General features: G+C 71.0%; 16 protein-coding genes. 8 read left to right on the forward strand and 8 right to left on the reverse strand.

What is annotated here, in order from left to right; translation table 11 throughout:
• Positions 1-89: 89 nt before the first annotated feature.
• Genes AOJ26_RS23870 through AOJ26_RS23880 form a run of 3 tightly spaced genes read right to left on the reverse strand, consistent with a single transcriptional unit; the run spans position 90 to position 1,674 of the window.
• Positions 90-836 (reverse strand): VOC family protein, encoded by a 747-nt coding sequence (locus tag AOJ26_RS23870; protein WP_053850398.1) that lies wholly within the window; start codon positions 834-836, stop codon positions 90-92.
• 19 nt (positions 837-855) lie between these two features.
• The gene (locus AOJ26_RS23875; RefSeq protein ID WP_053850399.1) at positions 856-1,269 is read right to left on the reverse strand and encodes a VOC family protein; all 414 of its coding nucleotides are present in this window, start codon (positions 1,267-1,269) and stop codon (positions 856-858) included.
• 9 nt (positions 1,270-1,278) lie between these two features.
• Positions 1,279-1,674: a helix-turn-helix transcriptional regulator gene (locus AOJ26_RS23880; RefSeq protein WP_053850400.1), complete on the reverse strand. Its 396-nt coding sequence runs from the start codon at positions 1,672-1,674 to the stop codon at positions 1,279-1,281.
• A gap of 103 nt (positions 1,675-1,777) precedes the next feature.
• Between AOJ26_RS23880 and AOJ26_RS23885 the strand changes: the two genes are divergently transcribed.
• The 5 genes from AOJ26_RS23885 to AOJ26_RS23905 all read left to right on the forward strand — a co-directional run bounded on the left by AOJ26_RS23885 (position 1,778) and on the right by AOJ26_RS23905 (position 6,788).
• On the forward strand, positions 1,778-2,932 hold the full coding sequence (locus AOJ26_RS23885; protein ID WP_053850401.1) for an inorganic phosphate transporter: 1,155 nt from the start codon (positions 1,778-1,780) through the stop codon (positions 2,930-2,932).
• 18 nt (positions 2,933-2,950) lie between these two features.
• Positions 2,951-3,187, forward strand: a complete 237-nt coding sequence (locus AOJ26_RS23890) for a hypothetical protein (RefSeq protein ID WP_053850402.1) — start codon at positions 2,951-2,953, stop codon at positions 3,185-3,187.
• A 28-nt stretch (positions 3,188-3,215) separates the two neighbouring features.
• The gene (ppk2, locus tag AOJ26_RS23895; protein ID WP_053850403.1) at positions 3,216-4,088 is read left to right on the forward strand and encodes a polyphosphate kinase 2; all 873 of its coding nucleotides are present in this window, start codon (positions 3,216-3,218) and stop codon (positions 4,086-4,088) included.
• A gap of 127 nt (positions 4,089-4,215) precedes the next feature.
• The gene (locus AOJ26_RS23900) at positions 4,216-5,988 is read left to right on the forward strand and encodes a pyridoxal phosphate-dependent aminotransferase (RefSeq protein WP_053850404.1); all 1,773 of its coding nucleotides are present in this window, start codon (positions 4,216-4,218) and stop codon (positions 5,986-5,988) included.
• Entirely contained in the window at positions 5,985-6,788 is an 804-nt protein-coding gene (locus AOJ26_RS23905; RefSeq protein WP_179200374.1) for a phosphatidate cytidylyltransferase, read from the forward strand. The genes AOJ26_RS23900 and AOJ26_RS23905 overlap by 4 nt, the downstream gene beginning before the upstream one ends.
• 92 nt (positions 6,789-6,880) lie before the next feature.
• On the opposite strand, the gene sodN is transcribed toward AOJ26_RS23905, so the two are convergent.
• Positions 6,881-7,276 carry a superoxide dismutase, Ni gene (sodN, locus tag AOJ26_RS23910; protein WP_020136639.1) on the reverse strand — a complete coding sequence of 132 codons (396 nt, stop codon included), beginning with the start codon at positions 7,274-7,276 and terminating at the stop codon, positions 6,881-6,883.
• Positions 7,277-7,421: 145 nt separating this feature from the next.
• Between sodN and sodX the strand changes: the two genes are divergently transcribed.
• The gene (sodX, locus tag AOJ26_RS23915) at positions 7,422-7,859 is read left to right on the forward strand and encodes a nickel-type superoxide dismutase maturation protease (RefSeq protein ID WP_053850411.1); all 438 of its coding nucleotides are present in this window, start codon (positions 7,422-7,424) and stop codon (positions 7,857-7,859) included.
• On the opposite strand, the gene AOJ26_RS23920 is transcribed toward sodX, so the two are convergent.
• Positions 7,763-8,392 (reverse strand): CGNR zinc finger domain-containing protein, encoded by a 630-nt coding sequence (locus AOJ26_RS23920; RefSeq protein WP_053850405.1) that lies wholly within the window; start codon positions 8,390-8,392, stop codon positions 7,763-7,765. The genes sodX and AOJ26_RS23920 overlap by 97 nt on opposite strands.
• Before the next feature lie 98 nt (positions 8,393-8,490).
• On the opposite strand from AOJ26_RS23920, the gene AOJ26_RS23925 reads away from it, so the two are divergent.
• Positions 8,491-9,249, forward strand: coding sequence for a class I SAM-dependent methyltransferase (locus AOJ26_RS23925; RefSeq protein WP_053850406.1), 759 nt, complete (start codon positions 8,491-8,493; stop codon positions 9,247-9,249).
• A 71-nt stretch (positions 9,250-9,320) separates the two neighbouring features.
• Here AOJ26_RS23925 and AOJ26_RS23930 read toward each other — a convergent pair whose 3' ends face one another.
• From AOJ26_RS23930 to AOJ26_RS23940, 3 genes are read right to left on the reverse strand one after another with little or no spacing between them, the layout of a single operon-like run.
• Complete coding sequence (locus AOJ26_RS23930) at positions 9,321-10,082, reverse strand: amino acid ABC transporter ATP-binding protein (protein WP_053850407.1); 762 nt, start codon at positions 10,080-10,082, stop codon at positions 9,321-9,323.
• Positions 10,079-11,017: an amino acid ABC transporter permease gene (locus AOJ26_RS23935; RefSeq protein ID WP_053850408.1), complete on the reverse strand. Its 939-nt coding sequence runs from the start codon at positions 11,015-11,017 to the stop codon at positions 10,079-10,081. The genes AOJ26_RS23930 and AOJ26_RS23935 overlap by 4 nt, the downstream gene beginning before the upstream one ends.
• A gap of 30 nt (positions 11,018-11,047) precedes the next feature.
• Complete coding sequence (locus AOJ26_RS23940; protein ID WP_053850412.1) at positions 11,048-12,010, reverse strand: ABC transporter substrate-binding protein; 963 nt, start codon at positions 12,008-12,010, stop codon at positions 11,048-11,050.
• Between the two features lie 644 nt (positions 12,011-12,654).
• Between AOJ26_RS23940 and AOJ26_RS23945 the strand changes: the two genes are divergently transcribed.
• Entirely contained in the window at positions 12,655-13,878 is a 1,224-nt protein-coding gene (locus AOJ26_RS23945; RefSeq protein ID WP_053850409.1) for an NAD(P)-dependent malic enzyme, read from the forward strand.
• Positions 13,879-13,964: the final 86 nt, after the last annotated feature.

Below are 13,964 nucleotides of genomic sequence, written 5' to 3' on the forward strand. Positions count from 1 at the left end.
GCCGGAGGGGTGGGAGAGCATGTGGCCCAGCCCCAGCCCCAGCCCCAGCACCGACCCCGACGGCGACCGGCTCGTGGTGGCCTGCGCGTTCATCTCCTCCGGCTAGACAGCCCGCCCGTCTCCGGGTCCCGTCCCGTCAGGCAGTACAGGCCGCCCGCCGGGTCCCTCATCACCGTCCAGCTTCCGCCCTCGGCGACGAACTCGGCGCCCAGCCGCTCGTGTTCGGCCCGCGTCGCCCCGATGTCCGCGCAGGCCAGGTCCAGATGGGCGGAGGCGGGGCGCTCCTCGCCGAGGCGCTGGAGGAGGATGCGGATGGGGAGACCGGCCGGCGGCTTCAGCACATGGAACTCGGGGAGCGAGCCCGGCAGCGACTCCCAGTCGGGCAACAGGGCGGCCCAGAAGGCGACTTCGGTCTCGTGCAGGGAGGGCGGGACGTCCAGGCAGACCTGGTCGAGGCGGCTGCCGCGGACGACCGGCGGGCGGGCCGACTGCCCGCGCCAGGGATCGGCGCAGAACAACTGGCCGGCGGGGGAGCGCAGCACCACCAATGTGCCCTGATCGGCGACCACATGGGCGCCGAGCGCCTGCGCCGCCTTCGCGAACTTGCGTACGTCGTCGACGCAGAAGTCGAGATGGGCACCCCCGGGCCCCGAGGCGACGGCCTGCACCTTGACGCAGGCGTCGGCCCCGTCGGAAGGCACCAGCGTCACGAACTCCCGCCGCTCGCCCCGGAATTCGGACAGACGGGTACCGGTGACACCGGTCCAGAAGTCACAGGCCCGGGCGTAGCGGGCCACGGGCCGGTCCACGAAGGCGTAAGTCCAGCGGGTAGTCATGCGGTGATCGTAGGCGCCGTTACGTCGGCACCTCCATGAACCGCAGCATGTTCCCCGCCGGATCCCGGAACGCGCAGTCCCGCACCCCGTACGGCATGTCCGTCGGCTCCTGGACCACCTCGGCCCCCGACTCCCGCACGCGCGCGAACAACGCGTCGCAGTCGGTGGTGGTGAAGTTGACCGCCCGCAGCAGCCCCTTCGCCAGCAGGCGCGCCATCGCCTCCTTGTCCGCCGGGGACGCGTCCGGGTCGGCGGCAGGCGGCTCCAGGACGATGTCCACGTCCGGCTGGAGCGGCGAGCCGACCGTCACCCAGCGCATCCCCTCGTACCCGACGTCGCCCCGCACTTCCATGCCCAGGACGTCCCGGTAGAACACGATCGCCTTGTCGTGGTCGTCCACCGCGATGAAGCAGTTCTTGAGCTTGATGTCCATGGCCCCACGTTAGGCCCGCCGGGGCCGGGTGTGCCTGCGGACGACGCACGGCGGGATCCCGGCGGCCTCCTCGTGGGAGCGGGCCCGGTACGCGCTCGGTGTCTCGCCCACCAGCTCGGTGAACCGCGAACTGAAGGAGCCCAGGGAGGTGCACCCCACGGCCATGCAGACCTCGGTGACGGACAGGTCGCCCCGCCGCAGCAGCGCCTTCGCGCGCTCGATGCGCCGGGTCATGAGATAGCCGTACGGCGTCTCGCCGAACTCCGCGCGGAAGCTGCGCTGGAAGTGGCCCGGTGACATCAGCGCGGTGCGGGCGAGCGCGGGCACGTCGAGCGGCTCGGTGTACTCGCGGTCCATCCGGTCGCGCGCCTGCCGCAGCCGCACCAGGTCCTCGATGCTCACCATCACGCCAGCATCGCACGATGCTCACCGTCCGGGCGCGGGGTCCTGTCACGGGCTTCGCCTCACGTTCTCCTGCCGTACGGAAGCTCTTGCTCCCATGAGAGGCATGGACCACATCACGTTCCTCGTGGCGGTCGTCATCGTCACGGCCCTGGCCTTCGACTTCACCAACGGATTCCACGACACGGCCAACGCGATGGCGACGTCCATCGCGACCGGCGCGCTGAAGCCCAGGACCGCGGTCCTGGTGAGCGGCGTCCTGAACGTCGTGGGCGCCTTCCTGTCCACCGAGGTCGCCAGGACGATCTCCGGCGGCATCGTGGACGACAGCCTGGTCACGCCCGGAATGATCTTCGCGGGGCTGGTCGGAGCGATCCTGTGGAACCTGCTGACCTGGCTGGTCGGCCTCCCGTCGAGCTCGTCGCACGCCCTGTTCGGCGGGCTCATCGGCGCCGTGTGGGTCGGCGCGGGGTCCCACGGGGTGCACTTCGACAAGGTCGTCGAGAAGATCCTGATCCCGGCGGTGGCCTCCCCGGTGGTGGCGGGCGTGGCGGCGCTGATCGCCACCTACCTCGCCTACCGGCTCACCGCCCGCGCCCGCAAGGACTCGGTGACCAAGGGGTTCCGCCTCGGGCAGATCGCCTCCGCGTCCCTCGTCTCCCTCGCGCACGGCACCAACGACGCCCAGAAGACCATGGGCGTCATCACCCTCACCCTCATCTCGGCGGGCGCGCTCGGCCACGACGCCGGTCCGCCCGTGTGGGTCGTCGCCGCCGCGGGCCTCGCGATCGGCCTCGGCACCTATCTCGGCGGCTGGCGGATCATCCGCACCATGGGCAAGGGCCTCACGGAGATCCAGTCCCCGCAGGGCTTCGCCGCGGAGACCGCGTCCACCACGGTCATCCTGACCTCCGCCCACCTCGGTTTCGCCCTGTCGACCACCCAGGTCGCCTCGGGCAGCATCCTCGGCGCGGGCCTCGGCCGGAGGCTGGCGGAGGTCCGCTGGGGCATCGCCGGACGCATGGTCGCGGCCTGGCTGATCACCCTGCCGGCGGCCGCGCTGGTCGGCGGCGTCTCCGCGAGCGCCGTGAAGCACGGCGGCGACTTCGGCACGGTCGTCGTCGCGCTGGCCGGTGCCGCCGTCGCCGCGGGCATCGTGCTCGTCTCCCGCCGCAACCCGGTGGGCGCCCACAACGTCAACGACCACCACGAGGTCCCCGTCCGCAGTGCAGCGCCGACCAGCGTCGGCACGGCCGCCTGAACCCCCGGGAGTTCTGTCATGAGCATCGACTGGACCGCACTCGGCCAGGTCACCGCGGTGAGCGTCGGCGTCACCATCGCGGTGGTCGTGGTCTTCGCCCTCGGGGTACTCGGTCTCGCCCGTGTCGAAGGAGCGAGGGAGGACGGCGGTGGTGGAACGTCCCCACTCGGCGTCGCCCAGTCCGTCCTGTGCCTCCTCGCCTGCACGGCGGTGGTGGCGTACGGCATCTACCTGATCGTGCCGCAGTTCCACTGAACCACCGAGAGGAGAGGGGAGCAGCGAGGTGACCCCCCTGCTGACCGACCTGAAGGTCGACTACACCGACCCCGACGACCCCGTGCTCGTCCGCCCGGACGGAAGCCCGATCGACACCTGGCGGGAGAACTACCCCTACGCGCACCGCATGGAGCGCAAGGAGTACGACTGGCACAAACGGCTCCAGCAGATCGAACTGCTGAAGCTCCAGAGCTGGATCAAGGAGACCGGGCGGCGGCTCGTCATCGTCTTCGAGGGACGCGACGCGGCCGGCAAGGGCGGCACCATCAAGCGCTTCACGGAGCACCTGAACCCGCGCGGCGCCCGCGTGGTCGCGCTGGAGAAGCCGAACGAGCGCGAGCGCGGACAGTGGTACTTCCAGCGGTACGTCGAACATCTGCCGACCGCGGGCGAGATCGTGCTGTTCGACCGGTCCTGGTACAACCGGGCCGGGGTGGAGCGGGTCATGGGCTTCTGCACGGACGACGAGTACCGGCGCTTCATGCGGCAGGCCCCGCTGTTCGAGCGGATGCTCGTGGACGACGGCGTGGACCTGGTGAAGTTCTGGTTCTCGGTCTCCCAGGCCGAGCAGCGCACCCGCTTCACGATCCGTCAGATCGACCCCGTACGGCAGTGGAAGCTCAGCCCCATGGACCTGGCCTCCCTGGAGCGCTGGGACGACTACACCGCCGCCAAGGTCGCCATGTTCCGGGAGACGGACACCCAGTTCGCGCCCTGGACGGTGGTCAAGAGCAACGACAAGAAGCGGGCCCGGGTCGAGGCCATGCGCACGGTGCTGGCCCGCTTCGACTACGCCGACAAGGACGAGGAGGTCGTCGGCACGCCCGACCCGCGGATCGTGGGCGAGGCGGCGGGGCTGCTGGAGGCGGGCGAGGCTTAGGGGCCGTTGCACACCGGGAGCGGGAGCGCCTGAGTACCCGTACTCAGGCCGGTGGCGGTACTCGGCTCTGGCACGGGCGGCGCGGGTTTCCCATGATGCAACCCACCCGCGTCGAAAGAGGTGCCCCATGGGTCGTGACCTGGAGCTGCGCACAGCCACTCCGGAGGATCTCGACTGGATCCACGAACTGCGTCACCGGGTGTACGCCCGGGAGCTGGGCCAGCACCCGCCGGATCCGGCCGGGCGGCTGCGCGACGGACTCGACGGTGACAACGTCTACCTCGTCGCGGCGCGCGGACCGGCCCGGATCGGCTTCGTCAGCCTGACCCCGCCCTGGGTGGGGCGGTTCGGCCTGGACAAGTACCTGACCCGCGACGAGCTGCCGGTCCTGGCCGGCCACGACGTGTTCGAGGTGCGCATCCTCACTGTCGAGCCGCGCTGGCGCACCACCTCGGCGGCGCCCCTGCTGATGTACGCGGCGCTGCGCTGGATCGCCTCCCGCGGCGGGCGCCGGGTGGTGGCGATGGGGCGTACCGAGGTGCTCGACATGTACCGGGCCGTCGGCCTGCGCACGGTCGGCCGGACCGTCCGCAGCGGCGCCGTGACGTTCGAGGTGCTGACCGGCGGTGTGCCCGAACTGACGCGGCGGGCGCGGGAGCGGTACGGCAGCGCGCTGGAGCGGCTGCGGTCCGCGGTGGACTGGCGGCTGGACATGCCCTTCGCGCCCCGGCCGGACGGCTGCGAGCACGGCGGTGCCTCGTTCACCGCCCTGGGCACCGACTTCCGCACCCTGCACCGGCGGCGGGACATCGTCATGGCCGACGTGCTGGACGCCTGGTTCCCGCCGGCCCCGGGGGTGCGGGCGGCCCTCGCGGACGACCCGGCCTGGGCCGCCCGCACCTCACCGCCGTCCGGCGCCGAGGGACTGTCGGAGCAGATCGCCACGGCCAGGGAGCTGCCCCCGGACACGCTGGCGGTGGGCGCCGGATCGTCCGACCTGATCTTCCGGGCGTTCGGCCGCAGGCTGACCCCGCGCAGCCGGGTGCTGCTGACCGACCCGTGCTACGGCGAGTACGCCCATGTCACGGAGCGGGTCGTGGGCTGCCGGGTGGACCGGTTCCCGCTGCGCCGCGAGGACGGCTGGCGGATCGACCCGGAGCGGCTCGCGGCCGCCGTCCACTCCGGTCGCTACGACCTCGTGGTGGTGGTCAACCCGAACAACCCCACGGGGCGGCACGCGCCCGCGGCCGGCCTGCGCGCGCTGATCGGGGCCGCGCCGGACCGCACGCACTGGTGGATCGACGAGGCGTACCTGGGCTACGTCGGCCTGGACGAGTCCCTGGCCGGCCTCGCCGCGACCGACCCCCGGGTGACCGTCTGCACCTCGCTGTCGAAGATGTACGCGCTGTCCGGCCTGCGGGCCGCGTACGCCGTGGCCGAACCGTCCACCGCGGCGGAACTGCGCCGGTGGACCCCGCCCTGGACGGTCGGTCTCCCGGCCCAGATGGCCGCCGTGGCGGCGCTGCGCGACCCCGGGTACTACCGCGACCGCTGGCTCGCCACCCACGCCCTGCGCCGACGGCTGGCCGCGGACCTGGCCGAGGCGGCCCCGGACGTGAGCGTCGAGGAGTCGGTGGCGAACTTCCTCTCCCTCACCCTGCCGCCGGGCGGACCGAGTGCCGCACGACTCGTCGAAGAGTGCCGCCGCCACGGCGTGTACCTGCGCGACCTGTCGCCGCTGTCGCCGCGGTACGAGGGGCGCACCGTGCGCGTCGCGGTCCGGGACACCGCCGAGAACGCCCGCATCGTGGCGGCCTGCCGGGCCGCCCTGGACGTGCTGCGGCCGGCGCCCGCCGCGCCCGTGGCGCAGTCCCTGGGCGCCGCGGGCACCGCCCGGTGACGAGCGTGGGCTCGCTGGCGCCGTACCTCGGTGGGGCGCTGGCCCTGGGCGGTGTCGCGGTGGCCGCGTCCGGGCGCCGCGAGCTGATGGTCCGTTGGTGCGCCTGGGCGGCCGGGGTGCCGCTGGTCACCCTGGCGTTCTGGTGGGGTGAGCCGGGTGCCGCGGCCGTCGCCGTCGTGGTCGGGGTGATCGCGGTGCTGGAGTTCGGCGGGCTGATGCTGCTCAACCGGCTGGACCGTGCCGTGCTGGCCGCGGCCGTCACGGGTGTGGTGCTGACCGTCTGGCTGGCGCCCGGCGAGGTGCTGCGGGCCCTGGGGGCCGGGGCGCTGGCGGTGGCCGCGGTGCCGTTGCTGGGCGGCGACGCCGACCATGGTCTGCGCCGGCTCGGTGCCGGGCTGCTGGGGCTCGCCTGGCTGAGCGTGCCGGCCGCGCTGGTGCCGCTCGGGGCGGACGGGCTGGCGCTGTTCGTGGCGGTCTCGGTCGCCGACATCACCACGTACTTCGCCGGGCGGAGGCTGGGCGGGCCCCGGCTGTCGCCGCTGTCACCGGCCAAGCGCTGGAGCGGGACGCTGGCCGGGGCGGCTGCCGGGGTCGGTGTGCTCGCCGTGCTGTCCGCGGCGAGCCTGCCCATGGCGGTCGCCGTGGTGGCCGGCGGGCCGGCCGGAGACCTGCTGGAGTCCATGGTCAAGCGAGGCGCGCGGGTCAAGGACGCCGGCCGCTGGCTGCCCGGCTCCGGCGGCCTGCTGGACCGGATCGACTCCCTGCTCGTCGCCCTGGCCGTGCTGCTCGTGCTGAGCTGACGGACCGGGGCACGCCCACGGTGTCCACGGAACGAGGAAGGGGCCCGTGCCGGCGTGCAGCCGGCCGGGCCCCTTCCCGTGGGCGGTTCGCCTCAGGCCTTCTTGGTCTCCCAGAAGATCTTGTCGATCTGGGCGATGTAGTCCAGGGCCTTCTGACCCGTGGCCGGGTCGGTCGACGCCTTGGCGGCCGAGAGGGCCTTGAGGGTGTCGTTGACGAGCTGGTGCAGCTCCGGGTACTTCTCGAAGTGCGGGGGCTTGAAGTAGTCGCTCCAGAGCACGGAGACGTGGTGCTTCGCGAGCTCGGCGCGCTGCTCCTTGATGACCGTGGCACGCGCCTGGAAGTGCGGGTCGTCGTTGGCGGCCATCTTCTCCTGCACGGCCTTCACCGACTCCGCCTCGATGCGGGCCTGGGCCGGGTCGTACACACCGCAGGGCAGGTCGCAGTGTGCGCTGACCTTGACCTTGGGGGCAAACAGGCGGGAAAGCATGGAGCGTTCCTTCCTCGTGATCGTCTTCTCAGGTGCGACATTACTCCCTGCGAGAGGCGAAATCGCGGGTGCCCCCATGGGCTTAGGACAAAAGTCCGGGGTCAGACTGAGACTGGTGGACGAACGTACCGGGGAGGTGCCGGGGATGCCGGAGCTGTCGCAGGAGACCGAGCGGGAGAGGTCGTTGCTGCCCTTCGTCGGGGTGGCCGAGGTGACCGGACCGTCGATGGTGCCCACCCTCCGGCACGGGGACCGGCTCGTCGTGCACTGGGGGGCGCGGGTCGTCCCCGGCGACATCGTGGTCCTGCGGCATCCGTTCCAGCAGGACCTGCTCGTCGTCAAGCGGGCCGTGGAGCGGCGCGAGGGCGGCTGGTGGGTGCTCGGGGACAACGCGTTCGCGGGCGGCGACAGCACGGACTACGGCGTCGTACCGGAGGAGCTGGTACTGGGCAAGGCCCGGCTCCGGTACCGGCCGCTCACGTCCGCTCAGCGCTCCCCGCTGGCCGCCGTGCGCTGGGCGCTGTCCGCGGTGCGGCCCGTCTTCCCTGACCGGTCGGCCTCCAGGCGTTTGCGGGCGCGGTAGGCGGCCACGTTGGCGCGGGTGGCGCACCGGTCGGAGCAGTAGCGGCGGGAGCGGTTCGTCGAGGTGTCGAGGTAGGCGTTGCGGCAGGGCGCGGCCTCGCACAGGCCCAGCCGGTCCACGCCGTACTCGGTGAGGTGGAACGCCAGGCCCATCGCCGCGATCGCCGCGTACCCGGCGGTGGCGTTGGACGGGTGGTCCGCCAGGTGCATGTGCCACAGCGGGCGGCCGTCGTCGTCGCGGAAGTCGTGCCCGGAGATCTGGGGGCTGACGGGGAACTCCAGCAGGAGCGAGTTCAGCAGGTCCACGGCGAGCGTCTCCTCGCCCTCGTCCGCCGCCTCGAAGACCGACCGCAGCCGGGCCCGCACCGAACGGAACCGGGTGACGTCGGCCTCGGTGGCGCGCCGGGCGCCGGTGCCGTTGCCGCCGAACAGGTCGCGGACCGCCTCCACCGAGGTCAGTGTGTCCTTGCCCCGGGCCGGGTCCTCGCTGTTGACCAGACGTACGGCGTAGTCCGAGTAATAGGCCAGTTCCACTTGTAGTCCTTACGGAGGCGTTCTATCGTCGTGGTGCGGTCGGGTAAGAGCTGATCGTGCTTCCAGGGTATTACGACAACGAGTGGACAGGGGGCTCCATGACGACCGGTGTCGGAACCGACTGGCAGGCCTGGCAGGAGAGCTGGGACCGCCAGCAGGAGTGGTACATGCCGGACCGCGAGGAGCGGTTCCGGGTCATGCTGGACATGGTCGAGGCACTCGTCGGACCCCGGCCACGCGTGCTCGACCTCGCGTGCGGCACGGGAACCATCACGGCCCGGCTGCTCGCCCGGTTCCCCGAGGCCACCAGCACCGGCGTCGACCTCGACCCGGCGCTCCTCACCATCGCCGAGGGCACGTTCGGGGACGACGAGCGGGTCACCCTCGTGACGGCCGACCTCAAGGACCCCGACTGGCCCGCGCGACTGCCGTACGACTCCTACGACGCCGTGCTGACCGCCACGGCCCTGCACTGGCTGCACAGCGAACCCCTCGCGGACCTCTACGGCCGGATCGCCGCACTCGTCCGCGACGGCGGCGTCTTCATGAACGCCGACCACATGATCGACGAGACCACGCCCCGGATCAACGCGGCCGAACGCGCGCAGCGCCACGCGCACATGGACCGCGCCAAGCGGGACGGCGCCCTCGACTGGGCCGCGTGGTGGCAGGTCGCCGCCGAGGACCCCGTCCTCGCCGGACCGACGGCCCGCCGCTTCGAGATCTACGGCGAGCACGCCGACGGGGACATGCCGTCCGCCGCCTGGCACGCGCGCGTGCTGCGCGAGAAGGGCTTCGCGGAGGCCCGGCCGGTGTGGTGCTCGCCCTCGGACACCCTGCTGCTCGCGCTCAGGTAGACGCACGCGAAAGGGGCGGTACGGGAATCCCGTACCGCCCCTTTCGCGTCGTACCGCCCGAGGACCCTCGGCTAGAGGACCTTCGACAGGAACGCCTGGGTGCGCTCGTGCTGCGGGTTCGTCAGCACCTCGCGGGGGTCGCCGGACTCGACGACCACGCCGCCGTCCATGAAGACCAGGCTGTCGCCCACCTCGCGGGCGAAGCCCATCTCGTGGGTGACGACGACCATCGTCATGCCGGACTCGGCGAGGTCGCGCATGACGTCGAGGACGTCACCGACCAGCTCCGGGTCGAGGGCCGAGGTCGGCTCGTCGAAGAGCATCAGCTTCGGCTCCATCGCGAGCGCGCGGGCGATGGCGACGCGCTGCTGCTGGCCGCCGGAGAGCTGCGCGGGGTAGTTGCCCGCCTTGTCGGCCAGGCCCACCCGGTCCAGCAGCTCCCGGGCGCGTTCCCGGGCCTGCGCCCGGCTCGCGCCCTTGACCTGGACCGGCGCCTCCATGACGTTCTCGACGGCCGTCATGTGCGGGAACAGGTTGAACCGCTGGAACACCATGCCGATGTCCCGGCGTTGCAGGGCGACCTCGCTGTCCTTGAGCTCGTACAGCTTGTCGCCCTTCTGGCGGTAGCCGACCAGCTCGCCGTCGACGTAGAGCCGGCCGGCGTTGATCTTCTCCAGGTGGTTGATGCACCTGAGGAAGGTCGACTTGCCGGAGCCCGAGGGGCCGATGAGGCAGAAGACCTCGCCCTGCTTGACCTCCAGGTCGATGCCCTTGAGGACCTCGACCAGGCCGTACGACTTGTGGACACCCTCGGCCTTCACCATGGCGGTCATGCCGCACCCCCCTGGCTCCGGAGCGACAGCAGGTTCGCCCTGATCTTCTGGAACGGCGTCGCCGGCAGGTTCCGGGACGAACCGCGGGCGAAACGGCGCTCCAGGTAGTACTGGAAGACGCTGAACACACTGGTCATGACCAGGTACCAGATGGACGCCACGAACAGCATCTCCATCACCGCGTACGAGGTCGAGCCGATCGTCGAGGTGGCGCGCAGCAGTTCGTTGTACGTGACCGCGTACACCAGTGACGAGGTCTTCAGCATGTTGATGAACTCGTTACCGGTCGGCGGCACGATCACCCGCATCGCCTGCGGGATCACGATCCGGCGCAGCGTCTTGCCGTGGCTCATGCCGAGCGCGTGCGCGGCCTCCGTCTGGCCCTCGTCGACGGCCATCAGACCGGCGCGGCAGATCTCCGCCATGTACGCGGCCTCGTTCAGGCCCAGGCCCAGCAGGGCGCACATGAACGGGGTCATCACGTCCGTCATCTCGTCCTTGTAGATCGGACCGAGATTCAGCATCGGGAAGATCAGCGCCAGGTTGAACCACAGGAGGAGCTGGACGTACACCGGGGTCCCGCGGAAGAACCAGATGTAGACCCAGGCCACCCAGCTCGTCACCGGGTTCTTGGAGAGCCGCATGACGGCCAGCAGGACGCCGAGGACCACGCCCACGATCATCGCGAGGACGCTGATCAGCAGGGTGCGGCCGGCACCCGCGACGACCGTGGAGTCGAACAGCTTGTCGCCGACGGCGCTCCACTGGATCTTCTCGGCGGTGGCGAACGCGTTGACCAGCAGGGCCACCAGGGCCAGTACGACGACGGCGCTGACGTAGCGGCCGTAGTGGCGGACCGGGATGGCCTTGATGGTCTCGGGGGCGGCGGCCGCCGGTGGCGTGTCCGCCGGCCCCTTGTCGATCTTGTCAGTCACAGTGACTGCCCTTCGGTGGTGCGGGGTCCGTCACTTGCCGCCGTTGACCGCGGCCTTGTCGATGGCGCCGGTCTCGGCGCCCCACTTCTCCAGCACCTTCTTGTAGGTGCCGTCCTCGATGATGGCGTTCACGGCCGCCTCCAGGGCGCTCGTGAGCTCCTTGTTGTCCTTGTTCACGGCGATGCCGAACGGACCGGCGTCGACCTGCTCGCCGACGACCTCGAAGGCGTTGCCGCCGTCGGCCTTGCGGGCGAGGTCCACGGCGACCGGGTAGTCGTTGACGCCCGCGACGGCGCCGCCCGACTTCACGCGGGTCTGGGCCTCGGTGTCGTTGTCGAAGGGCTCGATGTCGAGCTTCTTCTTGCCGTCCTTCGTGCACGCCGCGGACTGCTTCTGCAGGGCCTGCTCGTAGGTCGTGCCGCGCTGCACGGCGACCTTCTGACCGCAGAGGTCCTCGATCGAGCCGATCTTCTTCGGGTTGCCCTTCTGGACGTAGATGGCGGTGCCGGCCGTGAAGTAGTCGACGAAGTCGACACCCGGGCCGAGCTTCTTGCCGTCCTCGTCCAGGCCCTCCTGGCGCGCCTTGGTGTCCGTGATGGAGGACATGGCGACGTCGTAGCGCCCGGAGTTCAGGGAGCTGATCAGGCCGTCGAAGGAGCCCGAGGTGAACTGGAACTCCACGCCCAGCTGCTTGCCCAGGGCGGCCGCGATGTCGGGGTCGACGCCGACGATCTTGCCGCCCTCCTGGTACTCCATGGGGGCGTACTCGGCGTTGGTGCCGACCTTGATGACGCCGGCCTTCTGGATCTTCGCGGGCAGCTTGTCGAACAGCGGAGCGCTGCTGGACGAGGCGGATTCCTTGGTGCTGCTGCCGCCGCTGTCCGTCTGGTCACCGCAGCCGGTGAGAATCAGGGCGCCTGCGACCGCGATCGCACCTACCGCGGCTGTCCTGGTGCGCGCGGCGGTCGTACGACGGGTGGAGCTTGCGGTCATGGTGGGTTCCTCCGGCGGATGGGTGGAGTTGCCGATGGGCGGGGCGGCTGCCGATCGGGCCGGCAGCGCTGCCTTCATTCCTCAGGTCGACGAGAGCACACGCCTTCGAGTGTCGCGACCTCGTGTGATGACGGCATCTTGCCATTCGGACTGGACCATTCAGGGGGCCGGTCATGTCAAAATCGGATAACGGGTGACCCCCGAACCGCCGCATGTCCGTACATCACGACCGGACCATCTGCGGGAATCTGGCATTCCGGCCGCAAGATCTCCGGTGCGGGCCGGGGAGCGGATGACCTGCCCGGCCGCACCCGCCGCCGTGAGAGCGACTCCGCGGTGATCGTCAAGGGCCCGCTGACGGTTTGTCCGGCCGGTGTCCCATGATTCATGTCACCGGCCTCCGGTGATCGATGATCGATTTCCGTTCCGGCATGTGACCTTGGACGTATTGGACTCGTCCTCGGCGCCGGTCGTCCGGTAAGAAGGTTCTTTACACCCCTCATCCGGGGCTCAGGGCGCGTGTGCGGCGCGCCCGTCGCGACCGGCCCGTACGCATCAGTGACCAGGGCCGTGCGCGGTGCCCGCCCACTTCTCAACCAGGAGTGGCCACCCTCAAACCATGAAGACCTAAGGGGTAAGACAAAGTGGCAGCGGAGATCGTCAATCCTCGCAGCGACAGCGATACGGGACAGGACGGAGGGGCGGAGCCCCTCGATTCCTTCGACCCCGCGTTCGCGCTGCACCGCGGCGGCAAGATGGCCGTGCAGGCCACCGTGCCGGTCCGTGACAAGGACGACCTGTCCCTCGCGTACACGCCCGGCGTGGCGAAAGTGTGCAGCGCCATCGCCGAGCAGCCGGAACTCGTCCACGACTACACGTGGAAGTCGTCGGTCGTCGCCGTCGTGACGGACGGTACGGCCGTACTGGGCCTCGGTGACATCGGGCCCGAAGCCTCCCTCCCGGTGATGGAGGGCAAGGCGATCCTGTTCAAGCAGTTCGGCGGGGTGGACGCGGTTCCGCTCGCGCTGGCCTGCACCGACGTCGACGAGATCATCGAGACCGTGGTCCGTCTCGCCCCCTCCTTCGGCGGCGTGAACCTCGAGGACATCTCGGCTCCGCGGTGCTTCGAGATCGAGCGGCGGCTCCAGGAACGGCTCGACATTCCCGTCTTCCACGACGACCAGCACGGGACCGCGGTCGTGACGCTGGCCGCCCTGCGGAACGCCGCGCGGCTGAGCGGGCGGTCCATCGGAGATCTTCGTGCGGTGATCTCCGGTGCGGGCGCCGCGGGCGTGGCCATCGCCAAGATGCTCGTCGAGGCGGGCATCGGGGACGTCGCCGTCGCGGACCGGCGCGGTGTGGTGTCCGCTGACCGGGACGACCTCACGTCCGTGAAGCGGGAGCTGGCCGGGTTCACCAACAAGGCCGGCCTGTCGGGGTCGCTGGAGGACGCGCTGGCCGGCGCGGACGTCTTCATCGGCGTGTCCGGCGGTACGGTCGCGGAGTCCGCGGTCGCCTCGATGGCGGAGGGTGCCTTCGTGTTCGCGATGGCCAACCCGAATCCCGAGGTGCACCCCGATGTCGCGCACAAGTACGCGGCCGTGGTCGCCACCGGGCGGTCCGACTTCCCGAACCAGATCAACAACGTGCTGGCGTTTCCGGGCATCTTCGCGGGGGCGCTCCAGGTGCGGGCCTCGCGGATCACGGAGGGCATGAAGATCGCGGCGGCGGAGGCGCTGGCGGCGGTCGTCGGTGACGACCTCGCGGCGGACTACGTGATCCCGTCCCCGTTCGACGACCGGGTGGCACCGGCGGTCACGGCGGCGGTCGCTGCGGCGGCTCGGGCGGAGGGTGTCGCTCGCCGCTGAGGCGGTGGTACGTGAGGTGGTCCCGTCCGGGTGGGTTTCCGGGCGGGGCCATTTTTTGCCTTGGGGTGCGGCTGGTGGAGTGATGT

The organism is Streptomyces sp. NRRL B-24085 (assembly GCF_001282115.1).
Taxonomy (GTDB): domain Bacteria; phylum Actinomycetota; class Actinomycetes; order Streptomycetales; family Streptomycetaceae; genus Streptomyces.